This is a genomic window from Rouxiella silvae, from assembly GCF_002093625.1.
Lineage (GTDB): Bacteria > Pseudomonadota > Gammaproteobacteria > Enterobacterales > Enterobacteriaceae > Rouxiella > Rouxiella silvae.
The window spans coordinates 1-22,317 of the sequence record NZ_MRWD01000037.1; the positions used below are offsets into that span (position 1 = coordinate 1).

The window sequence follows — 22,317 nt, forward strand, 5'->3', positions numbered from 1 at the left end:
AGTTATATTCTAGCCAGTAGTTTTTTTTCTATCTTGATGGAAATATGATGTTGAAATTTATAGCATTTCTAACTCCTTTTGATTTATCACCACCTGCCACAATTAAAACTGATCATATTTGGTCATAATGAAATCATGATCTTCTATTCCTTTCTAACTATTCTATTTTCATCTGCTTAATCGGCACTAGGAAATTACTTTTATAATGATCAACGAGAGGGCTTTGAAGCCACTTCCGCAAAAGAAACTTACATTACGTCTTATGAGCAGTCCATTATGTGGTTGTGAATTCGAGCTGGTTGAAGGTGTAGCAACGTTTGTTGTAGCACCCGCTCGCGTATTAGAAATTAGCTCACACGAAGGTAATAACACTTTTATTATCCCAGCAGAACAGGGGGGTGTTAATTTTGAAATTATCAATAATGGTGACCCTCACGTATCGTTTAGAAAACTGGGAGATCCAGACACCTCAATCAAACATGAGCCTTTCAACAGTTTAATCTCCATCGGAAGCTTGGACTTTATAGTCAAAGATAATGACGAAGCTTGGGATTTTAATATCCTAAAAAAAAACAAAGCAACTGAACGAAAAACAAACAAAAAATATTCTATAAAAAAACCTAAAGTAATAAGCTCTATCTTCGTAGTAATGATAATTTTTTTTGCTACTTCATTTTTTTTGAAAGGTGAGAGCAATGGTGCATTAAAAATGGCCAAACTCGATATGAAACTTCAACGTAGTTTACCCATAGATAAAAAATACGCAAACACGACACCTTCCACTGAAGGATCTCTACTCAGCGCCGATGATGCAGAAATGAGATTACGTGCCATGTCAATTAATTATAAAAGGCAAAATGACAACAGTAAGGTGCTATTTATAATTTCTGGAATTTTGAACGACGAAGATCTACAGCAAATAAAGTTACTTAACATTTTTTATTTACAGCAACATGTTAAATTTGCCGTTAACTTGAAGGATGATCCTACAGTAAACACGTCATATAAATATGGCGGTAATAGTTATGTTAAAGTTAACCCTAATCATTGGTCATTTAATAACCTAAAATAATGGAGAGTAAAATGTCGGATAAGATCACACCCACAGGTGAATTTATCATTGGTATGTCAGAAAGATTTAATACAGCAGCAGTTCCTCTTCGCGCAAAGGTTGAAGAAACGCTTACGGCTTTAGCTGGCGATAAAAGTGACACGTCAAATCCAGTTCTTCTTGCTGATTACCAGGCAGCACTATCAGCCTACACGCTGTTCTGCAATGCGCAATCAAGTACTGTAAAAGCTTATAAAGATATTGCAGCAGCAACTATCTCTAACTTCCGTTAATATGAACTTTGATAACAAGGATTTTTTATGTTAGTACCACAAGCGCTAGGCAGCCTTAATGCTCGCCGTGGTGATATCAATAATTTAGATAATACTCAATTAACATTAGACCAGCAATTGATTTCTGTTTATGCAAATAATGCTGAGAAATTCAATGCCCAAAAACAACATGTATTAGGCCAATTGAGCAGTGTTAATTCACCCAGCTCTCCCGAACAGCTGTTTTCTATTCAGCAGCAAACAGCGGATTATAATATTGAAGTCTCACTGATTAGCGCACTGACCAGAAAGGCTACCAGTGCTGTCGAGACGTTGCTGCGTGCATGAAAGCTCAATATTTTATACTTGGATTATCCATTTTTCTCCTTATGGGATGCAGGCAGCAGGAACTGCTGAAAGGCCTTGAACAGAGGCAGGCTAACGAGGTTATTGCTCTTTTACAGAGAAATAAAATAGATGCTGAAAAGAAGGATATAGCCAAAGAAGGGTATCGTATTTCTGTTGATCCTAAGGATTTCAGCACGTCAGTTGACCTTTTGCGAATCTTTAATCTTCCTTCAAAACCCAGGATGGAAATTGCACAAATGTTTCCTTCAGACTCACTTATATCCTCTCCCCTGGCCGAAACGGCCAGGTTATACTCGGCAATTGAGCAACGCCTGGAGCAGTCACTGCTAGCCCTTGAGGGTGTAACTTCAGCACAGATTCATGTTAGCTATCACTTTGACTCAGGGAGTAATGGAAGAAAAAAAGATCCTGAGCACGTTGCGGCACTAATAAGCTATGACCGTAATATAGACTCAACCTTGATGATAAGTGATGTAAAAAGATTATTGAAAAATAGTTTCAACAATCTCAATTATGACAATATTTCTGTCGTACTAACGCGATCACCTACGCCATTGCCTATTGCGCCTATCGAAAAAACAGCGTCATCACCTTCAGGGCTGTATTGGTGGCTCGCCATTCTACCTATATTACTTACTGCAATTGCTGGCTATAAATTTTGGCAAAGATTTTCAGTAAGAGATGGATCAAATGGCTGAGGAAACTTTTTTACAGAGAATATTGTTCGACCCTTGCGGATGGATTCATCCTGGACGCTTTGTGCTGCCCAAGATGTTGAATTCCGCTGGCTGTCAGAGTGTATTTAATACTTTGCTGATTCGACACTATAAGTTGTCTGTTGATGACTTTAAAATCAGAGCAGGTTCTATCACTGAAATGATGGTAGAGAATTGGCTAATTTTGCCTCACGTTGTCTTCTTGTTAGCCTGTAAACAGTATCGTGCTCCCCTACTTTACCAAGGGGAGTTTCGAGATATGGAAAAACATGTGCAAGACTTTTGTTCTCGCCCATCAGCTAACGAACAGCCAATTCGTATATGTCAGCCTGTAACGCTAGATATACTTATGGCTGGTAGCTTGCAGATATTGATGGGGTTCAATAAACAAATCCCGCAGTCATTAATACAGAGAATTCCATTATTATTCGATGAAAAACACCTGCAGCTAAATTCATTTAATTTTCTATCAGAAGTCTCTACTATTGACTTCAAACTGGCTATTCAATATGCAAAAAACCATTATCTGCCCTAATATGATTGAATCTATTGAAGGTGTACTAATCCCAGGTTCTGATTTAAAAAAGAGGGAAAGAGTTGAGAACATATTGAAGCAGGCGAAACACAATGCATCAAAAATAATCAAAGAGGCTAATATTCAGGCGCAAACCATCCGTGAGTCAGCCCAAAGTGCAGGATATCAAGCTGGAATAATACTGTCGATAAATTCTGTTGCAGATTTTATTGGTAATAACCAGTCGATTTATTTGAAATTCTATACTAAAACTCATGAAAGTATGCAAAAAAATCTTCGTCATGCGCTGAATAGTCCTGAAATATTCCCATTGCTTCTAGAACATTGGTTGGCTGATGTAATCCCCGACGAAGAGCATTCCACGCTATTTTTGCTGGTACCTAAAATGGCTCTCAAGCAACAAAGCGAACTTTCATCTTACATAGCCTCTCTATGGCATGGTAAGGTTGTGATTGAACAACACACTGATAATCGTTTTGTTATTAAATACAAGAATGATCTCGCCGAGTTCTCACCCGATGTGTGGGTTGAACAACAGAGAATACAGGCTGATTTTTGTCAGCAGCTTGAAAAAGATTGTAATAGTTTGTCTAGCAATTCAATCCAACAACTCCTGAATGACCTCGCAGTGAGATTAGTAAAATAAAATCAACTTATTCACAGGAAAAACAATGTTAACTATCAGCATAAATACTATACATAGTGGGGACTCCCCTTCAGCAAGGCCGATATCTTTAACAGAGAGAATCGAAAATACTCCTTCCCCCAAATTTACATCTGAAGAAATTTTAAAAGCGCGCAAACAATTTAATGAGTTTATTTTCACTCAAATATCAACTGAGTTCGAGGAGAGGATGAATGAAGAAAAGGACTCAATTTCGTGGTAAAAGAAAATGTTAATTCAAAAAATAAATCGATTTTCAAAGCAGTCATTTTTTTGCTTTGTTTTTCTTCTGGCTGTACTTCAACAGTAAGTCCCTCTCCTGCGACTTCTATTAACTCTACACCGCATTGTATTAGCGGCGTTGACAGCCTTGATAGTAACCCGCAAAATCTTTATCATGTTATGTTGGTGTGTGTGAATGCCAATAATTATCAACAAGCCGTACTTCTCTATGCCAAAGCCGGCACATTAACTTGGTATTATTCACTTAAAGAGGATAGCGAATCGAACAGAATAAGGCATAAAACCCTCCTTTCCGAGACGCTCAGCTCACTCAATAAAAGCCAAAAAGAAAAACTTACGCAAGCTTTAGGCGATAATTTAAATATATTAACAAAGAGAGAGTTATTATGCTCCAGAATCGTTTTGCCGCAAAAATCGACCGCTACCAACACTGAGAGTTTTCGTCAAGATTATTGGGATAAAGCTAAAAAAGGCTATCTTCATTGTCAAAATATCGTAAGGGGATAGTTATATATTTATGTTGTAAGCGTGACTGCCTAATGTATCTCATAGACAGTCACTCATATTTTTACTTCTTCAAACCTTATATTCGTTAGAGTTAATCATTAAACAGTTGTTACATCACTTAATGGAAAGAATGCGCCTTTGTTAACCACTGACGACTTTCGGTGCCGCATTTCCATTCCGTTCATTGGGTTAGAGTCGAGCGTTGTATCCAGCGCTTGTTGAGTAGCAACCGGATTATGCTTTTTAATATCATGCTCAACGACAAATCCAGAATTTAGACGTTGCATTGAAAGATAGTTTAGAGTACCAAGGTAAGGGACTTCTATATTTGTGTTTACAGAAAAATCAATCCCTAATGTTAAAGGTTCTATAATATCCACAATATAATCTGGCTCAATAACTTTTATCATTTCACAAAATACTCCTGTAACATCTGCTCCCGCAATACAACATGCTTTAACCGTTGAGGCCGTGGCGCCTAGGGCTAATGCGGAATAACCTGTCGCCATTGCCCCCGCTGCACGTAAAGCAAGTTGAACCATGTAACGCGTCGTTCCGGATTTATTGCAGGGAAAAACAAACTGCCTTACCGTGTCTGCGCCCACCTTTAGCTGTAAATCTAAGGGAGTTGACAATTTATCGCCGGTAACATTAACTGCCGTCTCAAGCCTGTTGACCAATTCAATTACATAGTGAGCTTTTTCACAATGCCATCCCTCGATACTTCTATTCACCGGGATATTTAGTCCAAAGTGGTTTACTCGCAGTGCCGTCGCAGCGAGTTTTATATTTATGGGTAACTCCATATTTTTTGTAATATCCATACTGGTGCCTATGCCCGCCTCAAGGTGAACAAAAGGCTGAATAAATATGTTTTCAATCGGCTTACTGTTAAATAATTTCTTTATTACGCCTCTGGAGGGAAGCACGATTTGTATCTGAATGCCAGCTTTGGAGTAGGCACCTGGTATTTCCGGCACTGAGGTCGTTAACGCAAGTTGCTCTAATAATAATGGGGTCCTAAAATGTGCTCCCTCTTTCATTATATAAAGTAACGATTTAGTTAGCGAACTCGGATTAAGGTTTGATATTGCTGAGTTAATTTCAATTCTTGATAATTCATACAATCTTTTTTTATCATTAAATTTCTTGCCTAATACTTCAAAATCTGACATTTGTTTAAGCTGAGCTTCTGAATACTCCGGGGTGATGTCTTTTTTCTTATTGTTGTTATAATCTGAGTTTTGAGTTTGTAAGTTATCAATTTTAATCTTCTCTTTTTCATACAGCAAACTTACCTTATCCAACATTTCCTTATACTCAATGCATATCATATATAATCTAGATAAATTATTAAACTCTTCACACTCCAAAATATCCCTCAATTCCAGTTGTACATTTTCAATAGATTTCTCAAAAGCACCTAGCGTCTCATTTACTCTACTTTGATAATTTTTGGTTAAAATTTGTTTTGCGTCATTACATAGGTGAATGCACATATCAAAAGGACGTAGAAGTGTAGATATCAAAGATTTTTCACCTTCTGACATTTTCTCTATGATATTTTCCGGGGGTGCGTCGGGATCCTGATAGTTAATTGTTAAACCAATTTCATTTTCTCCCTCACTCCTTGACCGGTTTTGTTCGTGGGGGTGGTTTTCAATAGAGTGCAATTGGCCGTTAGATACTACGTTATCAATTTTCATTAGTTTACCTTATCGTTTTATTTAACTAAATAGCACAGGCTGGCCTATTTTAATTTTATAAAACGCTCTTTTAAGGCAGTTAAACGAATATTCACAGCGTTGAAGATTGTTTTTTTCTCGATTTTTCCGAATGAACCAAACTAGCCAGCGTCAGCAGAGCTTTTTCAGCACGCGTGTTCCACTCAAAAGAAGTGTTTAGGCGAAGACAGTGGCGATAACGGTCATCTACGGCAAACATCGTGCCGGGAGCGACACTGATCCCCTGCCCCAGAGCCAACTGATATATTTTTGTCGCATCGATATTTTCACCTAAGTTTACCCATAAAAAATATCCCCCTTTAGGTTGACTTACCGTTGTGCCTACAGGAAAACTTTTTATTATCATATTGCGCATCGCGGTTTGACGAAGTTCAAGCTGCCGTCGCAAACGTTTTAAGTGCGCATCATAACCGCCCTGGTGTAAAAAATCGGCCAGTGCCAGCTGTATTGGAACGCTAGCCGAAAGCGTGCTCATTAACTGCAGTCGTTGTATACGCGATGCATAGGCACCTGCTGCAACCCAACCCACCCGAAAACCGGGTGCCAGACATTTCGAGAAAGATGAGCAATGTAAAATTTGCTGTCGATAAGACGACATTTTTAAAGGAACAGGCCGCTCCCCGTTAAAATAGAGCTCGGCGTACACGTCGTCTTCAATGAGAGCAACCTCATTTTCTTGCAGAATCTCAACCAATTGCTGTTTCTTTTCTTCCGCCAGCGTACTGCCCAACGGGTTTTGAAAGTTTGACATCAACCAACAGGCTTTTATTGGGTAAGTGGCTATTGCCTGCTTCAATGCCTGTAAATCGATGCCGTGCTGCGTATCCATCGGGATAGCCACCGCCTTCAATTTACGACGTTCGATAGCTTGTAAAACCCCATAAAATGCGGGAGATTCAATTGCGACCCAATCACCCGGTTGAGTCACCACCTGTAGACTCAACCCAAGAGACTCCATTGCCCCTGAAGTAATTACAATTTCGTCAGGTGTAACGTCAATACCCTGCTGGGCATAACGTTGGGCGATATTTCGGCGCAGTTCTTCATTACCGGGCGGCAGGTTGGCAATAGCACTGTGAGGAGACATACGTCGCACCGCGCTGGCGAGTGCGCGCGCCAAACCAGGCTGAGGAAACAGCGTAGGGTCAGGAAAAGCAGAGCCAAAAGGCACAATATCTGGATCCTGACCCGCCTTAAGAATGTCAAAAATAGCGTCGTTAACGTCTATTTTCTCGGCAGCATGCAAGAGTTGAGGTATTTCTCGAGGCGTCTCGCACGCCGCGACGTAATAGCCGGACTGGGGCCGTGAAACAATAACGCCCTGGCTCTCAAGTAATTGATAGGCTTGCAAGACAGTCATCAGACTAAGCCCAGACTGCCTGCTGCTTTCCCTTAAAGAAGGTAGCTTCTCAGTGGGCAGCCAGACTTGCGCCTCTATTTGTCGGCGAAGCGTCTGTGCCAACTGCTTATATCTCGTGACAGTCATGATTTATCGCTTACTGTTATCGTTTATTTTACTGTGCCGCCAGGCCGTTAATAAAGGCATTTTATAGCGAGATTCTGCGTAATGCGCCTCTTGATATCACATCGTATTTCAGCCGTGCTGCCCGTAGGCTTACGAATTCTAAACACTTTCTCCACGATCGTCCGAAATATGACATGCCTCCTTGCAGTCTTTTACAGTACCTCGCACTACTATTCAATTAACCCGTTAGACTGTATTTCGTCAAGTCAGTAGGGTTATGTCCCGCTGAATGAACGCAACAACACTAGCTGGTTTAGAATCTGGCTATAACAGAACAATGAGGAATTGAATTATGCGCAAACTTACCGCAATGATTGTGGCTTCAACTCTGGCTCTTAGCTCTGCTTCTTTTGCCTTTGCTGCAGAAACGACTCCTGCGACCGGCGCACAAGCACAGACTCAGGGCAAAATGGAACATCACAAAGGCCCACGTCAATTTAATCCTTTCGCCGGTTTGAACCTGACAGAACAACAGCGCACCCAAATGAAAGCACTGTGGAAAGACTCAGGTATGCATCACGATCGCGGCGAAATGAAAAAACAGATGGATACCTTGCACGGATTGGTGGCGTCGAACAACTTTGATGAAGCCAAGGTGAAAGGCGAAATTGACCAGATTTCTCAGGCTCAGTCGGCTCGTATGCTTGAGCGTGCGAAGATTGAGAACAAGATGTACAACCTGCTGACTCCTGAGCAGCAAAAGCAGTTTAATGAAAACTATCAGAAACGTGCCGAGAAAATGGCTGAACACCATCGTGAGCACAAAGCGGATGCAGCTAAACCTGCAGCCTGATAGTCAATTCATCTATGACCTTTAATTCTTAAGTTTCATCTATCAATGAACCGGCCTCTCTGGCCGGTTTTTTTTTGCAAAACTGTGCGCGACAGCGCTGTTAACTCCCCCCTTCCCTACGTGCTTCATGTAAAGCGTTTGCTGCATCACACTTCTGATTTTCAATTTCACTTAGTGGCTGTGAAACGGCGTTTTTTAAGCTGTAATCTTCAATGACTGCAAGCAGTTACCTCTGAAAGAAATGGATCGTCTATTTCTCGCCTTGCGTATTACACAAACAATAGCGACCACAAAGGCCGCACATTGAGGAGTTGTATATCATGACGAACGTCAAGTCCGGAATTATCTGGCTAGCGGTGGCGTTAGTGGGAGCCTTTGCTTTTGGCATGTTGGCACTTAGCCGTGGCGAACACGTCAATGCGGTATGGTTGGTTATCGCCGCCGTTGCCTGTTACAGCATCGCCTATCGTTTCTACAGCCTGTTCATTGCAAAAAAAGTTTTTGGTCTGGATGACCGACGTGTGACACCCGCTTTACGCAAAAATGACGGATTGGACTATGTTCCCACCAATAAATGGGTGCTGTTCGGCCACCATTTCGCAGCCATCGCGGGTGCTGGCCCTCTGGTTGGCCCAATTCTGGCGGCACAGATGGGATTTTTACCCGGCACTATCTGGATCCTGGTAGGTGTTATGCTGGCCGGTGCGGTTCAGGATTTCCTGATCCTCTTTATTTCAACTCGCCGCGACGGTCGCTCTTTGGGCGAAATGGCCAAGCAAGAGTTGGGGCAGTTTGCGGGTGTAGTGACCATGCTAGGCGCGCTCGGCGTGATGATTATTATCCTCTCCGCTCTGGCTCTGGTCGTCGTTAAAGCGCTTGCCGACAGCCCTTGGGGCTTGTTCACCATTGCCGCGACTATCCCTATTGCGCTGTTTATGGGGATTTATATGCGCTTTATTCGCCCTGGTAAAATTGCTGAAGTCTCAATTATCGGCTTTGTGCTGATGATGTTGGCAATTATCTACGGCGGCAACGTGGCGCAGGACCCGTATTGGGGACCGTTCTTTACGCTGCACGGCACGACGTTAACCTGGGTACTGGTTATCTATGGCTTTATTGCCTCCGTGTTGCCGGTCTGGTTGCTGCTTGCACCGCGTGATTATCTCTCCACCTTCTTAAAAATTGGCGTTATTTTGGGATTGGCAGTTGGGATTATTTTTGCCATGCCTGAGATGAAAATGCCTGCCGTGACCAAGTTTATCGACGGTAGCGGTCCCGTGTTCTCTGGTGGCCTGTTCCCGTTTCTGTTTATTACCATTGCCTGTGGCTCTATTTCGGGCTTCCACGCTCTGGTCGCCAGCGGCACCACACCGAAACTTATAGAGAAAGAGAGTCACATCCGCTTTATTGGCTACGGCGCGATGTTGATGGAATCATTCGTGGCGATTATGGCGCTTATATGTGCCTCGGTAATCGATCCCGGCGTCTATTTTGCCATGAACTCACCGGCGGCCTTAATTGGCACCACGGTTGAAACAGCCTCACAAGTAATTAACAGCTGGGGATTCGTGGTAACACCTGAAATGCTCACTGTCATTGCCAGAGACGTTGGCGAACAATCCATTCTCTCTCGTGCAGGCGGAGCCCCAACATTCGCCGTAGGTATGGCGCATATTATCAGCGACGTATTTAACAGCCGCGCAATGATGGCGTTCTGGTATCACTTTGCCATTTTGTTTGAAGCCCTGTTTATTCTGACTGCGGTTGATGCTGGTACGCGCGCCTGCCGTTTTATGGTGCAGGACTTGGTCGGCGTGGCCATCCCTTCACTGGCAAATAACCGCTCCTGGATAGGTACTTTTGCCGGCACCAGCGTGGCCGTTGCGGGCTGGGGATTCTTCGTTTATCAAGGCGTTGTCGACCCTCTTGGCGGTATTAATACCCTGTGGCCGCTGTTTGGTATCGGAAACCAGATGCTGGCTTCCATGGCACTTATCCTCGGAACCGTTGTACTGTTTAAAATGAAGAAACAGCGTTACGCGTGGGTGACTATTTTGCCGACAGTGTGGTTGTTTATTACCTCAATGACCGCCGGTTGGCAGAAAATGTTCCATGAAAATCCGTCAATTGGATTCTTGGCTCAGGCCAATAAATTTTCTGCCGGTATTAACAACGGTATGATTATCAAACCGGCTAAAACACTGGCAGACATGCATACCATTGTAATTAACAATCAGATCAATGCGGCACTGTGCGGTTTCTTCATGCTGGTTGCCGTCACTATGCTGATTTCAGCTTTCTTTGTCATTCGCAGAGCACTAAAATCTCCGACTCCAACGGTGCACGAAACGAGCCCGCTGGCCACTCAACGGGAGGCTCGTCATGTCTAGTCATAATTTGCCCTATCGCGTTACGGTGCGAAGCTCGATGACAATTATTCGCTGTCATCCGCTGGAATTTCACCCGCCTCGCCCTGTTAATCTGCGTCAGTGGATAAAGTTCATCGGCAAAGGCGTTGCACAAAGCTTTCGACTGATGGTGGGCGTGCAGGATTATCCAAACTATGTGCGCCATATGCACCTACATCATCCTGAGCAGACACCGATGAGCGAAAAGGAGTTTCACCGTTATTGTCTTAACGCCCGCTTCCCCAGCGAAGCAGGCAAGCTTGGAAAGTGTCCTTGTTAATAAACTCAGCAACTCAGCTGCATATGATTTCTGAGAAAGTTGTGATTTATTGATCCCCCATACGCCTGTATTTGTTTACAGGCGTACTATCGCCACATCCCTCAGTCCGTACAGCCAGATGATGATTCCAATGAACGTTAACTTAGCCACGGTTCGCCCCGCTACGCCCGCCGATGCAGTGGACGTTATCGACCTGATTAGTTTCGCAGACGAGAATGCGTTGTTGTATTTGACTGGGCAATCAGATTTGCAGCACGCCAAACAGATCTATCGGCAAGACTTTGCTCGTGATGACGTTTATTTTAGCTATCTTTTCACTCAAGTATGCTTCGTTGATGGCAATCTGGCGGGTTGCATCTTGGCCTTTCCCGGCTTCCTAGAGTCGACCTTTATGACTCAGTCAACGAGGCCGCTTGATGATGTCAGAGAAGCGGAAGATGATGAACTCTATATCGACTCTTTAGCTATTTATCCTGCGTTTCGCGGGCAGAAGCTATCGCGCCATTTGATTGATGCAGCAGATTTTTTGGCAAAAAAATATCAGCTGAACAAGCTTTCCCTACTGGTCGATGACGCCAAACCCCACCTAGAGAGGATGTATGAGGGTTATGGTTTTGAAACGGTCGGGACTCTTACGCTTGACGGCGTTAAGCACAAAAAAATGACGCGGGTTATTAATCCGATGCTTTCAGGGCTGCGAATAGAGCAGCCCTGAGTAATGACAATTATTTAATTCTGGCCATTTGGTCTTCGAGATTAACCTTGCCCTTAACCGCCCGATTTTTAATTCGCCGCGACCACATCGCAGTCAGGATAGGTACCAGGACCGACGTCACGATGACCGAAGTGGCAACCAGCGCCGTGGCGGCTGGAGCAACGGCCTTAAACTGAGGCACCATTTCTGCAATCAGCACGGGTGTTGCCACCGCGGCTCCCGCCGAGCTAGAGGCGGCAATTCCCGCAGTTCCATCACCTCCACCAATAAATTTGTCGGCAAGCATCAGTGGAATACCGGTAATAACGATAACCGAAAGCCCCAGCAGCACGCCTAACAGGCCGGTTTGTGCTATAACGGTCAGGTTGATGGTATTACCCAAAGCAAAGGCAAAGAATGGAATCAACGTTTGTACTGCCTTACCAAAGAATTCTCGCAGTTCGGGGTCAATATTGCCCAGTGCAAAACCGACCAGGAATGGCAACACTGCACCGACAAACACGTGAGGCTCAAATGAGGCAATACCCGCAGTCCCAAGAATAACCATGGTCATTAGCGGCCCGGACTCCAGCGACATCAGTACAAATGCCCCAGCTTCTTCCTTCGAGCCGTATTGCTGCATGATTGAGGCATATAATCCGCCGTTAGTCATGTCCATTGAAGCCACCAGCGCTAGCGTAGACAGACCGGCAAAAAAGCCGATTTCGACGCCGTGTTCAGGAATAAATCGCGAAGCCAGTGCGGCAACCAACCAGGCAACGGCAATTTTTGTCACCACCAGCGTGCCAGATTTACGCAAAACCGTGCCGGTCGCACTGAGTTTAATGGATGCTCCCATGCAAAAAAACCACACTGCCAAAATAGGCACCGTGCCGGTAATCAGGCCATTGCTGAAGGAACCTAAATATTTGCCGGAATCAGGGGCAAAAGTATGACAGAGCGCGCCGATAAACAGCGGAACCAGCATCATCCCACCGGGGACTTTTTCGATTGCACGTTTGATATGCATGTTATACCCACCTAGTCAGTAGAGCATCAATTGAGGCGAACGAGCCGAGGGATCGGCTGAAAAGCGAAAATAAACTCGCTGCTGGGCGCTAAATTAAAGCCTTATTGATTTAATAAAAGTGATCAAACATACAAAAATGAAACACTGTTTCTTTTTTAAAGGTCTGTAGTTTCTTTTTTGTGAGGCGGGCAAAAAAAACCGCATCTTGAGAGATGCGGCGTTGAGATAATGCAAACAGACGTCTTAAATGGCCCTGATTCAGGAGTTATTGTCCGTAATATGCCGTTTTACCGTGCTTACGTAAATAATGTTTATCCAACAGCGACTGCTGCATTTTGCCAAGCTGTGGCGTTAGCTGCTGCGAAAAAATGCCCATATACGCCACTTCTTCAAGTACAACAGCATTGTGAACTGCGGTATCTGCATCTTTTCCCCAGGAAAACGGCCCGTGAGAATGCACCAGCACCGCCGGAACGTCTTGAGCCGAAAGCCCACGATCGTTAAAGGTTTCAATAATCACTTCACCGGTCTGCCATTCGTAACGGCCAGCAATTTCCTGCTCGGTCATTTTACGCGTGCAAGGAATGGCACCGTAGAAATAGTCGGCATGCGTGGTTCCCCAGGCGGGTATATCCAACCCTGCCTGTGCCCAGATGGTGGCGTGTCGGGAATGGGTGTGAACTATGCCGCCAATTTGTGCGAAATGCAGATAAAGTGCCCGGTGGGTATCCGTATCTGAAGACGGTTTTTTACTGCCTTCGACCACACGGCCAGTCTCAATCTCGACCACAACCATATCGTCTACACGCATTTGCTCATAGTCCACGCCGGACGGTTTGATAACCATCAGTCCTTGCTGCCTGTCGAGCGCGCTGACGTTGCCCCAGGTAAATGTCACCAGCTTATGAAGGGGCAGAGCCAGATTGGCTTCGAGTACTTGTTCTTTCAATTGTTTAAGCATCGGAATGTCCTTAATGGGCGCTTTGCCTATTTTCGGAGCACTCGGCGTTGGTGGGTATGGTGAAAATAGCTAAAGAGTAAGCGAACTCCTGCTGCAATCGCAAAACTGTCAGGTGGTGGGCATAACAGAATCGAGGCGATTGCACAGTGGAAAGAAAGTATTGGCCATCTATTTTAAATAAAAATCAAAGTAGCCTTTTGTGCTGTTACTTAAGAGCGTTACAGTGAATTAAGACTATTTACCTGTTCGTGGAAGACAGTTCACAGTAATTTATGTTAATCCCGCGGAGAAGCCAGTTATTAACTATACTTAACAATGAAATTTAGTGAGATCCTTTCTGAGGAGAATGACAATGCAATTAAATAAACGTATTGCCAGTGTTGGATTAGTGCTTGTAATTGTGATGTCCGTGAGTGCGTGTGGCAACATGTCTCACCGCGGCCGTAATACCGCTATTGGTGCGGGTGTAGGTGCTCTTGGTGGTGCAGTTCTTACCAACGGCAGTGCGCTGGGTACCCTCGGTGGTGCTGCAGTCGGTGGTATTGTTGGCCATCAGGTAAATAAATAAGAAAACAATTAAATAACACAGTAACTTAAAGCAAATTAATTCTAAGCGCTTATCTGAAATTTAATCTTTCACCCATTAAATCTCTAAGCCCGCCGTTCCCATTTTTAAAATAAATGGGAACGCATAATTGAATTTTATTTTATAACAATCTGCTGCTTGTTAACTTATGCGGCAGATTGTTACTTTGCTGAACGGTTACTTTACCAGAGTGATATCGCTGTTTTGAAAATGCTGCGCGCGAGTTGTTAACCTCCCGCTAATTTTACTTTCATCCCTTTCGCTTCAAGCAACAGTTTTAACAAATCCCGTTTATCACCCTGGATTTCAATCACGCCGTCTTTAACTGCGCCACCGCAGCCACACTTCTTTTTAAGTTCGGCGGCCAACTTGTCTAACTCAGCGTCGTCAGCGTCAATACCCGAAACAAGACAGACGCCCTTGCCCTTTCTACCGCTAGTCTGGCGCTGAATACGCACAATTCCGTCGCCCTTTGGCCGTTCAATCTTGGCTTTTGGCTCGTCAATTCTGCCGGAGTCGGTGGAGTAAACCAGGCGGCTATTATCATCATTTTTCATGAAATCGTCCCCTTTAGGCCAAAGATGCGCGAATATCTCGCAGCGTTTGCGCGGGGTCGGCGGACTGAGTAATCGGTCGGCCAATCACCATGTAATCCACACCTGCTGCCTGCGCATCCTGCGGCGTCATGACGCGGCGTTGGTCATCGGCGGCGCTTCCCGCTGGGCGAATGCCGGGTGTCACCAATTTAAACGCCTGACCCAGGCTATTTTTGAAACTCACGGCTTCCTGAGCGGAGCAGACAACGCCGTCCAGGCCGCAGTCGCGTGTCAGCGTTGCCAGACGCAGTGCATAATCCGCAGGGCTAAGGCTGATGCCTAGGTCAGCCAAATCGCTGGCTTCCATGCTAGTCAGTACGGTTACGGCAATCAGTAAAGGCGCGTCTTTGCCAAAAGAACTCAGCGCGTTTTTAGCCGCCGTCATCATACGCGCGCCCCCGCTGGCGTGAACGTTGACCATCCACACACCCAAGTCGGCGGCGGCGGTAACCGCGTGGGCTACGGTGTTAGGAATATCGTGGAATTTAAGATCCAGGAATACATCAAAATCTCGAGTTTGCAGGTCTCTTACCAGTTCTGGACCAAACAATGTAAACATCTCTTTTCCGATTTTCAGACGGCAATCGCGCGGGTCGATACGGTCAACAAAATCCAATGCCGCTGACTTATTTGCGTAATCCAGCGCGACTACAATAGGTGATGATTTCAAGTCGTTGTTATGAGGGTTATTTTCAGACTTCATTTCTTCCACCTTTTGCATTTTTTATAGGAAAGGACATCAGGACAAAATTCTGACGCACGCATTCTACATGGCATCCGTCATAAAGCCCAGCCGATCGTTTGACGACGATTTAGTGACGGAATCGTTACATTTTTATGAATTTTTTATGAATGGGTAGACAGCAGCATTTAGCTGACTTAGTTTGATGTTTTATTATCAGGAAAGCTTAAATATGAGTGAGATAACGACGTTAACCATTAAAATCCCGGCAGAGCTCAAGGAGCTTATCAAAAATGCCGCCGCTGATGCACAACATTCTTTAAGCGCAGAGGTCTGGGCCCGTCTAGAAAAAAGCTTTGCCACTCACGATGAAAAACCAGTAGATGATAAAAAAGGGAAAAAAGTCGTAAAAGCAGAGGAGCCAGAGATTGAAGTAGATAACCAGCATTTGGGTGAACATACCGAACCGGCACTCACCCAAAAAGAGCTCAAAAAATTGCGTCAACTGCTCAGTAAAGCGCCTAACAAAAAAAAATAACCGACTCTCTCCCTCTATTATTGTCCGTCAAGACCGCGAATCGGTTTTACCGTTGCCCAGGCGCGGCATGACGGGCAATGCCAATACAGCGAATGCGCAGTAAACCCACACTTGTGGCACCGATAGCGTGGTTTGGTACGGATTTGCTCGCCCACCATGTCTCGCAGCAGCACCAGGCTCTCTTTAGCACGACCATCTTCAGCATCCGCCAAGTGATAATCCATCAGGTGGTGAAATACGCGCATAGTGGGATGCCGCTGGAGCTGGCGGTTGATGTAAAGCTGTGCGACCTCGCGCCCCTCTTCCTGCTGCAAAATCTCGGCCAGCATTAACTCTGCGGTGGCACCGGTGTTTTCATCGACGCAGCGTTTTAGAAACTCCGCCCACTCCAGTCGATTATCCAGATGTTGATAGCATTCCTGCAGCATTGGCAGTGTCTCGCTCACCACCTCTTTGTCCTGCTCAAGGACCCGCTTGAGTGCATCGGCGGCTTTTGCATATTCGCTCTGGGCCAGCAGAATACGACCCTGCATAATCGACACGCGCGCACAGAGCTTGTCAGCTGACGCTGCTTTTTTAAGCAACCCGCTGGCTTTGTCTAAATCATCACCGGCCATCGCCTGCAAGGCAAGCTCGCAGTAAAAGTGCGCAATTTCCTGACGTTTATTCTCTTTACCCTGCTTAACCAGTTTCTCGGCAACATCAATCGCACTCTGCCAGTCGCTGGTTGCCTGATGAATAACCAGAAGCTGCTGCAACGCAAACAGTTTGAAGTCTTCTTCTTTGACCAACTGGTTAAACATTTCTTCTGCGCGGTCATAAAAACCGGCTGCCATGTAGTCTCGACCCAGTTGCTGAACAGCCAACAGGCGCTGCTCGAAGGTCAGCGATGCGCTTTCCATCAGCGATTGGTGAATACGAATGGCACGGTCAACTTCGCCACGGGAGCGGAAAAGGTTACCCAGAGTCAGGTGCGCCTCAACGGTGTTACTGTCCTCTTTCAACATATCAAGGAACAGGTCTACCGCTTTATCTTGTTGATTGGAGAGTAAAAAGTTTACCCCTGCCACATATTCACGCGATAAACGGTTGGCGCTTTGCTGTTTATCCTGTTGTGAACTTCTGCGCCCCATATACCAGCCGTAAGCGGCGGCGACGGGCAATAACAGAAACAGCAGTTCTAACATAGAAGATTATTCCTTAGTGACCGGATACTGCTGCACCGCAGGTTCGGTCGTTGCCGGAGCAATTTGCTGCTCCAGACGCTTGATTTTTCGCTGCGCACGGCTGAGCGAAAGACGCACCCGCAAATAAAACAGACCGCAGATAATCCAACCCAACACAAAACCGGTTGCAAAAAGCACCGCCAACAAAGTCGATATGCGGTAATCGCCCTGTGCCAGTAAATAATTAAAGGTCACTACTTGATCGTTATGGGCACCCAGAGTGATTGAGATCACGACGATGACCAGCACGAACAAAAAAATCAGCAAATATTTCACATTCATTCCTGTAATGCCGGAGAGTCCGGATAAATTATGCCAAAAACTGACGTCCTGACCTAATAAGTTAGCATTTCCCACCGCAGCTGGGAAATTTTGAGACCGGATTATGCCGAGATTGAATAAAGTTCGTACAGTCAGAAAGCTCGAGTCAGGTAAAAGATCTTTACCCGACCTAAATCAGTCCTTAATCGGCCCAATGATGTAAAGCCATAGTGGTTATATGGGGACAGGGAAGCAGAATTAAAGCCCGTAGCATTATTCAGGCTCACGACTTTGGATCTCTTCTTGCTCCTCAGGCGGCGGTGCAAAAGGTCCGCACAGCCTTTGTGCCAGCCAGCAGGCCAGCGTCACTAGCACCCAACTGATGCCCACCGAGGCCATAAGATCCCTCGGCCAGTGCATGCCGAGCAGCAGACGACTGCCCATAACCAGCGATGCCCAAACCAGCAACGCAGCCGCGGTTTTATAGTGCCGACGTGGCCACAGAAGTCCTACGCCTAGCAGAGCCCAACTGGCGGCAAACATAGTGTGCCCAGACGGGAAAGAGAATCCGGTATCGGCCTGCCAGCTTTTTCCCAGCCAATCGGGTATTTGTGCGTTGCCCTGCACTTCATTTTTAACCTGTAGACTGCGGGCTTTCTTTTTTTGTTCATAAAATGCCGTAACGTCCATTGACTGCGTTTTACCAAGCCATTGCACGTAAGGCCTCGGCTCTTGCACTTGGCGTTTAACGTAGCTTTTTACCCCTTGACCTGTCAGTACCGCTGCGCTTAACAGCACCACCAAAACAATGGCAGGTTTAATACGATAGCGTAGACACCATAGAAACCAGAGGCACAGCACAATATTGGTCAGCAGGCCCCACGGAGCACTAACCGTCTCGGTTATGGCATAAAATGGGCGTAAGATAAGGTCACTCATGCCTGGGGTCCAGGCCCATCCGCTTAACCACACCAGCGCGGGCATCAGTAACAGGAACAAAGCTGCACTGCACGTCCTTATAGCGATTTGAAGCATTGTATGACCCTAATATCTAAAGATTCATGAAAATGAAATGTATAATGCGCATTCTACGCAGCGGCCTGCAACGCAGTCCAGCCGGGAATGATATACTTGTGAGTATGGTTATGTTCAGGAGTCGGCTTATTTTTACTGGTCAACCTGACTATCTCTACGTAGGATGCGCCACAAGAATTAAGAATATTTGCAGGTTTTGGAGAGTAACATGCAGCTGAAACGGGTGGCAGAAGCCAAACTGCCAACGCCATGGGGAGATTTTCTGATGGTGGGTTTTGAAGAATTGGCAACCGGACACGATCATCTGGCGCTGGTTTTCGGTGACATTACTGGTGAAACGCCGGTGCTTGCACGCGTTCATTCAGAATGTCTGACGGGTGATGCGCTGTTCAGCCTGCGCTGCGACTGTGGTTTTCAACTCGAAGCGGCATTGAACAGCATCGCCGAAGAGGGCCGTGGTATTTTGATGTATCACCGTCAAGAGGGCCGCAACATTGGCCTGCTGAACAAGATCCGCGCCTATGCGTTACAGGATAAAGGTTATGACACGGTTGAAGCCAACCATCAGTTAGGGTTCGCTGCCGACGAACGTGACTTTACCCTGTGTGCCGATATGTTCAAACTATTGGGCGTTGAGGCTGTTCGCCTGTTGACCAACAACCCTAAAAAGGTCGAAATTTTGACCGAAGCGGGGATCAATATCGTTGAACGTGTGCCGCTCATCGTTGGCCGTAATCCGAAAAACGAGCACTATTTGGCGACCAAAGCGGCAAAAATGGGCCATCTGCTGGATAAGTGATTTTTACTTAATCAGACGAAAGCCAAAGAAAAAGCACCGAAATTTCGGTGCTTTTTTTATACCTCCGACAGCTGGAACCTGCCGTGTTAAAGCATTTTACGGATCACGTAGTGCAGAATGCCGCCGTTTTCAAAGTAGGTCAGCTCATTGCCGGTATCAATTCGGCTTCGCGCGTTAATGACTTCTTTTCTGCCATCTGCGTAGGTAATGTGCACCGGCACGTCCTGACCCGGCTTCAGCGTTTGCATACCACTCACGCTAATGGTTTCATCACCCTGCAAATTCAGCGTCTTGCGCGTCACACCCACCGGGAACTCCAGCGGCAAAATCCCCATACCAATCAGGTTGGAACGGTGAATACGCTCAAAGGATTCGGCAATAACCACGCGAACGCCGAGCAGCCTCGGGCCTTTCGCTGCCCAGTCACGGCTTGAACCCGAACCATACTCTTTACCGGCAATCACGGCTAATGGCACATTGCTCTGCTGATAGCGCATTGCAGCATCGTATATAGCCAATTGGTCACCGGAAGGAATATGCCGGGTTACGCCGCCTTCAACACCAGGCACCATTTCATTACGAATACGAATGTTGGCAAAAGTCCCGCGCATCATCACCTCGTGATTACCGCGTCGTGAACCGTAGGAGTTAAAGTCGTTGGGCTGCACGCCGTGCTCACCAAGGTAACGCCCCGCTGGACTCTCTTTCTTGATATTCCCCGCCGGTGAAATATGGTCAGTGGTCACTGAGTCAGCCAGAATCGCCAGAATGCGTGCATCTTTGATGTCTTGAATCGGATCGGGTTCGGCCTTCATGTCGCTAAAGAACGGTGGATGACGAATGTAAGTCGAATCCTCCTGCCAAGCATAGGTCGGTGTGCCTTCAACTTTGATGTTCTGCCAGTCTTTATCGCCGTTAAACACCTCAGCATATTCCTTGTGGAACATCTCAGTTTTAACCTGCTCAACCGCTTTGGCAATTTCGTTGGACGTCGGCCAGATGTCACGCAGATACACAGGGTTGCCCGCCTGGTCTTCACCTAACGGGTCGTGAGTGAGATCAACCGCCATATTGCCCGCCAACGCATAAGCTACCACCAGCGGCGGAGAGGCCAGCCAGTTGGTTTTGATTAACGGGTGAATACGTCCTTCAAAGTTGCGGTTGCCCGACAACACGGCACCCACCGTTAAGTCGCCCTGCTTAATCGCCGTTTCAATCGGCTCAGGAAGCGGGCCGGAGTTACCAATACAGGTGGTACAGCCGTAGCCCACCAAGTTGAAACCTAATTTCTCAAGCTCGGGCATCAGCCCGGCAGCATTGAGATATTCGGTCACCACTTTGGAACCCGGTGCCAGCGACGTTTTAACCCAAGGCTTGCTTTTCAACCCCTTGGCGGCGGCATTTTTAGCCAGCAGCCCTGCCGCCATCAGCACACTCGGGTTCGAGGTGTTAGTACACGAAGTAATCGCGGCAATCACCACAGCACCCGTCTTAAGTTGCAGTGCCTGATTTTTATAATTGAAATCTACGCTGTCGCTATGGGTCGCTGAATTGTTACCCAGCTCAAGCTCGGTGGCAGCCTTGAAGGCCTGCGGCACGTTGGGAAGCGCCACGCGGTCCTGCGGACGTTTGGGTCCGGCAAGGCTCGACTCGACCAATGCCATATCTAACTCGAGGGTACTGGTAAAAATAGGCTCATCGCCTTTCTCGCGCCACAGCCCCTGCGCTTTGCTGTAGGCCATAACAAGTGCAATCTGCTCGTCGCTGCGCCCACTGAGTTTCATATAGCTGAGCGTTACTTCATCCACTGGGAAGAATCCACAGGTGGCGCCAAACTCTGGGGACATGTTGGCTATAGTTGCGCGGTCCGCTAGCGGTAAATCCGCCAGACCATCGCCATAAAATTCAACAAATTTACCCACAACGCCGTGTTTGCGCAGCATTTGGGTGACAGTCAATACCAGGTCGGTGGCAGTGATGCCCTCACCGAGCTTACCGGTCAGCTTGAAACCCACGACGTCAGGAATAAGCATCGATACCGGCTGTCCGAGCATGGCAGCTTCTGCTTCGATACCGCCGCAGCCCCAACCTAACACGCCGAGGCCGTTAATCATGGTGGTATGGGAGTCGGTGCCTACCAGCGTATCCGGATAAGCCACTTCTCTACCGTCCTGCTGCTCGTGCCACACGGTCTGGCCGAGATATTCTAGGTTCACCTGATGGCAAATACCTGTACCAGGTGGCACAACGCGGAAACGGTTAAAAGCTTTCTGCCCCCAGCGGAGGAAAATGTAACGCTCATGGTTGCGCTCCATTTCGAGCTTGACGTTTTCACCAAACGCCGCACGATCGCCAAACTCGTCGACAGTAACCGAGTGGTCAATAACCAGGTCAACCGGCGTTAGAGGATTCACCTGATTCACGTTGCCGCCAAGCCGCTCAACGGCCTGGCGCATGGCGGCAAGGTCAACCACGGCAGGTACGCCAGTGAAGTCCTGCATGAGCACGCGGGCAGGACGATAGGCTATTTCTTTATCGGCATGGCCGGTTTTTTGCCAGTCAACGATGGCCTGAAGATCGTCTTCAGTAACGGTATCGCCATCGATGTTACGCAACAAATTTTCAAGCAATACCTTCATGGATTTTGGCAGCCGGTCGATATTGCCAAGGGTGGCAGCGGCTTTCGGCAAGCTGTAAAAGTGATATTCCTTATCGAGGTTTGCCAGCTTATCCTGACTATTCTTGCGAAGATCGGACGACATAGCTTCTCCTTTTAACGCACTTTTTTAGTATGTTACTTA

The 22,317-nt window shown here is 46.3% G+C and carries 25 protein-coding genes; 15 read left to right on the top strand and 10 right to left on the bottom strand.

The genetic code is table 11. The features are described from left to right. Positions 1-223: 223 nt before the first annotated feature. Genes BS639_RS15265 through BS639_RS24725 form a run of 8 tightly spaced genes read left to right on the top strand, consistent with a single transcriptional unit; the run spans position 224 to position 4,357 of the window. A complete protein-coding gene (locus tag BS639_RS15265; RefSeq protein ID WP_158086935.1) occupies positions 224-1,072 on the top strand; it encodes a PrgH/EprH family type III secretion apparatus protein in 849 nt (282 codons plus the stop codon). 11 nt (positions 1,073-1,083) lie between these two features. After that, complete coding sequence (sctF, locus tag BS639_RS15270; RefSeq protein ID WP_084983523.1) at positions 1,084-1,344, top strand: type III secretion system needle filament subunit SctF; 261 nt, start codon at positions 1,084-1,086, stop codon at positions 1,342-1,344. Between the two features lie 27 nt (positions 1,345-1,371). Next, positions 1,372-1,671, top strand: a complete 300-nt coding sequence (sctI, locus tag BS639_RS15275) for a type III secretion system inner rod subunit SctI (RefSeq protein WP_084983524.1) — start codon at positions 1,372-1,374, stop codon at positions 1,669-1,671. Further along, positions 1,668-2,390: an EscJ/YscJ/HrcJ family type III secretion inner membrane ring protein gene (locus tag BS639_RS15280; RefSeq protein ID WP_084983525.1), complete on the top strand. Its 723-nt coding sequence runs from the start codon at positions 1,668-1,670 to the stop codon at positions 2,388-2,390. Before sctI ends, BS639_RS15280 begins: the two co-directional genes overlap by 4 nt. Next, positions 2,383-2,943 (top strand): type III secretion apparatus protein OrgA/MxiK, encoded by a 561-nt coding sequence (locus BS639_RS15285; protein WP_158086936.1) that lies wholly within the window; start codon positions 2,383-2,385, stop codon positions 2,941-2,943. Before BS639_RS15280 ends, BS639_RS15285 begins: the two co-directional genes overlap by 8 nt. Continuing rightward, positions 2,918-3,589, top strand: coding sequence for a hypothetical protein (locus tag BS639_RS15290; protein WP_139804117.1), 672 nt, complete (start codon positions 2,918-2,920; stop codon positions 3,587-3,589). The genes BS639_RS15285 and BS639_RS15290 overlap by 26 nt, the downstream gene beginning before the upstream one ends. A gap of 25 nt (positions 3,590-3,614) precedes the next feature. Beyond that, positions 3,615-3,830 carry a hypothetical protein gene (locus BS639_RS15295; protein WP_084983528.1) on the top strand — a complete coding sequence of 72 codons (216 nt, stop codon included), beginning with the start codon at positions 3,615-3,617 and terminating at the stop codon, positions 3,828-3,830. Next, complete coding sequence (locus BS639_RS24725) at positions 3,824-4,357, top strand: hypothetical protein (RefSeq protein ID WP_139804118.1); 534 nt, start codon at positions 3,824-3,826, stop codon at positions 4,355-4,357. The genes BS639_RS15295 and BS639_RS24725 overlap by 7 nt, the downstream gene beginning before the upstream one ends. A 98-nt stretch (positions 4,358-4,455) precedes the next feature. Here the strand turns inward: BS639_RS24725 and BS639_RS15300 are convergent, their stop codons facing one another. Together BS639_RS15300 and BS639_RS15305 are read right to left on the bottom strand one after the other, a co-directional pair. Then, complete coding sequence (locus BS639_RS15300) at positions 4,456-6,063, bottom strand: hypothetical protein (RefSeq protein ID WP_084983529.1); 1,608 nt, start codon at positions 6,061-6,063, stop codon at positions 4,456-4,458. A 91-nt stretch (positions 6,064-6,154) separates the two neighbouring features. Then, positions 6,155-7,588, bottom strand: a complete 1,434-nt coding sequence (locus BS639_RS15305) for an aminotransferase-like domain-containing protein (RefSeq protein ID WP_084983530.1) — start codon at positions 7,586-7,588, stop codon at positions 6,155-6,157. 331 nt (positions 7,589-7,919) lie between these two features. Here BS639_RS15305 and spy point away from each other — a divergent pair, with 331 nt between their 5' ends. From spy to BS639_RS15325, 4 genes are all read left to right on the top strand, one after another. Beyond that, complete coding sequence (gene spy, locus BS639_RS15310) at positions 7,920-8,420, top strand: ATP-independent periplasmic protein-refolding chaperone Spy (protein ID WP_084983531.1); 501 nt, start codon at positions 7,920-7,922, stop codon at positions 8,418-8,420. Positions 8,421-8,740: 320 nt separating this feature from the next. Next, positions 8,741-10,810 carry a carbon starvation CstA family protein gene (locus tag BS639_RS15315; protein WP_084983532.1) on the top strand — a complete coding sequence of 690 codons (2,070 nt, stop codon included), beginning with the start codon at positions 8,741-8,743 and terminating at the stop codon, positions 10,808-10,810. Continuing rightward, a complete protein-coding gene (locus tag BS639_RS15320; RefSeq protein ID WP_084983533.1) occupies positions 10,803-11,108 on the top strand; it encodes a YbdD/YjiX family protein in 306 nt (101 codons plus the stop codon). Before BS639_RS15315 ends, BS639_RS15320 begins: the two co-directional genes overlap by 8 nt. Positions 11,109-11,238: 130 nt before the next feature. Next, positions 11,239-11,823, top strand: coding sequence for a GNAT family N-acetyltransferase (locus BS639_RS15325; RefSeq protein WP_084983557.1), 585 nt, complete (start codon positions 11,239-11,241; stop codon positions 11,821-11,823). A gap of 10 nt (positions 11,824-11,833) precedes the next feature. Here BS639_RS15325 and kdgT read toward each other — a convergent pair whose 3' ends face one another. Further along, the gene (gene kdgT, locus BS639_RS15330) at positions 11,834-12,832 is read right to left on the bottom strand and encodes a 2-keto-3-deoxygluconate transporter (RefSeq protein ID WP_084983534.1); all 999 of its coding nucleotides are present in this window, start codon (positions 12,830-12,832) and stop codon (positions 11,834-11,836) included. 265 nt (positions 12,833-13,097) lie between these two features. Further along, positions 13,098-13,793 (bottom strand): L-ribulose-5-phosphate 4-epimerase, encoded by a 696-nt coding sequence (gene araD / locus BS639_RS15335; RefSeq protein WP_084983535.1) that lies wholly within the window; start codon positions 13,791-13,793, stop codon positions 13,098-13,100. 346 nt (positions 13,794-14,139) lie between these two features. Between araD and osmB the strand changes: the two genes are divergently transcribed. Continuing rightward, entirely contained in the window at positions 14,140-14,361 is a 222-nt protein-coding gene (gene osmB / locus BS639_RS15340; RefSeq protein ID WP_055770580.1) for an osmotically-inducible lipoprotein OsmB, read from the top strand. A 245-nt stretch (positions 14,362-14,606) separates the two neighbouring features. Here osmB and yciH read toward each other — a convergent pair whose 3' ends face one another. Both yciH and pyrF read right to left on the bottom strand, forming a co-directional pair. After that, a complete protein-coding gene (gene yciH / locus BS639_RS15345; RefSeq protein ID WP_055770576.1) occupies positions 14,607-14,936 on the bottom strand; it encodes a stress response translation initiation inhibitor YciH in 330 nt (109 codons plus the stop codon). Between the two features lie 13 nt (positions 14,937-14,949). Then, positions 14,950-15,678: an orotidine-5'-phosphate decarboxylase gene (gene pyrF, locus BS639_RS15350; protein WP_084983536.1), complete on the bottom strand. Its 729-nt coding sequence runs from the start codon at positions 15,676-15,678 to the stop codon at positions 14,950-14,952. 211 nt (positions 15,679-15,889) lie between these two features. Here pyrF and BS639_RS15355 point away from each other — a divergent pair, with 211 nt between their 5' ends. Next, entirely contained in the window at positions 15,890-16,195 is a 306-nt protein-coding gene (locus BS639_RS15355; RefSeq protein WP_055770570.1) for a hypothetical protein, read from the top strand. Between the two features lie 17 nt (positions 16,196-16,212). Here the strand turns inward: BS639_RS15355 and lapB are convergent, their stop codons facing one another. The 3 genes from lapB to pgpB all read right to left on the bottom strand — a co-directional run bounded on the left by lapB (position 16,213) and on the right by pgpB (position 18,717). Continuing rightward, positions 16,213-17,382, bottom strand: a complete 1,170-nt coding sequence (lapB, locus tag BS639_RS15360) for a lipopolysaccharide assembly protein LapB (RefSeq protein WP_055770561.1) — start codon at positions 17,380-17,382, stop codon at positions 16,213-16,215. Between the two features lie 6 nt (positions 17,383-17,388). Continuing rightward, a complete protein-coding gene (locus tag BS639_RS15365) occupies positions 17,389-17,697 on the bottom strand; it encodes a LapA family protein (RefSeq protein ID WP_084983537.1) in 309 nt (102 codons plus the stop codon). 258 nt (positions 17,698-17,955) lie between these two features. Continuing rightward, the gene (pgpB, locus tag BS639_RS15370; RefSeq protein ID WP_084983538.1) at positions 17,956-18,717 is read right to left on the bottom strand and encodes a phosphatidylglycerophosphatase B; all 762 of its coding nucleotides are present in this window, start codon (positions 18,715-18,717) and stop codon (positions 17,956-17,958) included. A gap of 208 nt (positions 18,718-18,925) precedes the next feature. Here pgpB and ribA point away from each other — a divergent pair, with 208 nt between their 5' ends. Next, positions 18,926-19,516, top strand: coding sequence for a GTP cyclohydrolase II (gene ribA, locus BS639_RS15375; RefSeq protein WP_055770552.1), 591 nt, complete (start codon positions 18,926-18,928; stop codon positions 19,514-19,516). An 86-nt stretch (positions 19,517-19,602) separates the two neighbouring features. On the opposite strand, the gene acnA is transcribed toward ribA, so the two are convergent. Then, on the bottom strand, positions 19,603-22,278 hold the full coding sequence (gene acnA, locus BS639_RS15380; RefSeq protein ID WP_084983539.1) for an aconitate hydratase AcnA: 2,676 nt from the start codon (positions 22,276-22,278) through the stop codon (positions 19,603-19,605). Positions 22,279-22,317 lie beyond the last annotated feature (39 nt).

What these genes read in the sequence shown, in the direction of transcription:
- sctF (WP_084983523.1), top strand. Translation starts at nt 1,084, where the DNA reads ATGTCGGATAAGATCACACCCACAGGTGAATTTATCATTGGTATGTCA.
- sctI (WP_084983524.1), top strand. Translation starts at nt 1,372, where the DNA reads ATGTTAGTACCACAAGCGCTAGGCAGCCTTAATGCTCGCCGTGGTGAT.
- BS639_RS15280 (WP_084983525.1), top strand. Translation starts at nt 1,668, where the DNA reads ATGAAAGCTCAATATTTTATACTTGGATTATCCATTTTTCTCCTTATG.
- BS639_RS15285 (WP_158086936.1), top strand. Translation starts at nt 2,383, where the DNA reads ATGGCTGAGGAAACTTTTTTACAGAGAATATTGTTCGACCCTTGCGGA.
- BS639_RS15290 (WP_139804117.1), top strand. Translation starts at nt 2,918, where the DNA reads ATGCAAAAAACCATTATCTGCCCTAATATGATTGAATCTATTGAAGGT.
- BS639_RS15295 (WP_084983528.1), top strand. Translation starts at nt 3,615, where the DNA reads ATGTTAACTATCAGCATAAATACTATACATAGTGGGGACTCCCCTTCA.
- BS639_RS15300 (WP_084983529.1), bottom strand. Translation starts at nt 6,063, where the DNA reads ATGAAAATTGATAACGTAGTATCTAACGGCCAATTGCACTCTATTGAA.
- BS639_RS15305 (WP_084983530.1), bottom strand. Translation starts at nt 7,588, where the DNA reads ATGACTGTCACGAGATATAAGCAGTTGGCACAGACGCTTCGCCGACAA.
- spy (WP_084983531.1), top strand. Translation starts at nt 7,920, where the DNA reads ATGCGCAAACTTACCGCAATGATTGTGGCTTCAACTCTGGCTCTTAGC.
- BS639_RS15315 (WP_084983532.1), top strand. Translation starts at nt 8,741, where the DNA reads ATGACGAACGTCAAGTCCGGAATTATCTGGCTAGCGGTGGCGTTAGTG.
- BS639_RS15320 (WP_084983533.1), top strand. Translation starts at nt 10,803, where the DNA reads ATGTCTAGTCATAATTTGCCCTATCGCGTTACGGTGCGAAGCTCGATG.
- BS639_RS15325 (WP_084983557.1), top strand. Translation starts at nt 11,239, where the DNA reads ATGAACGTTAACTTAGCCACGGTTCGCCCCGCTACGCCCGCCGATGCA.
- kdgT (WP_084983534.1), bottom strand. Translation starts at nt 12,832, where the DNA reads ATGCATATCAAACGTGCAATCGAAAAAGTCCCCGGTGGGATGATGCTG.
- araD (WP_084983535.1), bottom strand. Translation starts at nt 13,793, where the DNA reads ATGCTTAAACAATTGAAAGAACAAGTACTCGAAGCCAATCTGGCTCTG.
- osmB (WP_055770580.1), top strand. Translation starts at nt 14,140, where the DNA reads ATGACAATGCAATTAAATAAACGTATTGCCAGTGTTGGATTAGTGCTT.
- yciH (WP_055770576.1), bottom strand. Translation starts at nt 14,936, where the DNA reads ATGAAAAATGATGATAATAGCCGCCTGGTTTACTCCACCGACTCCGGC.
- pyrF (WP_084983536.1), bottom strand. Translation starts at nt 15,678, where the DNA reads ATGAAGTCTGAAAATAACCCTCATAACAACGACTTGAAATCATCACCT.
- BS639_RS15355 (WP_055770570.1), top strand. Translation starts at nt 15,890, where the DNA reads ATGAGTGAGATAACGACGTTAACCATTAAAATCCCGGCAGAGCTCAAG.
- lapB (WP_055770561.1), bottom strand. Translation starts at nt 17,382, where the DNA reads ATGTTAGAACTGCTGTTTCTGTTATTGCCCGTCGCCGCCGCTTACGGC.
- pgpB (WP_084983538.1), bottom strand. Translation starts at nt 18,717, where the DNA reads ATGCTTCAAATCGCTATAAGGACGTGCAGTGCAGCTTTGTTCCTGTTA.
- ribA (WP_055770552.1), top strand. Translation starts at nt 18,926, where the DNA reads ATGCAGCTGAAACGGGTGGCAGAAGCCAAACTGCCAACGCCATGGGGA.
- acnA (WP_084983539.1), bottom strand. Translation starts at nt 22,278, where the DNA reads ATGTCGTCCGATCTTCGCAAGAATAGTCAGGATAAGCTGGCAAACCTC.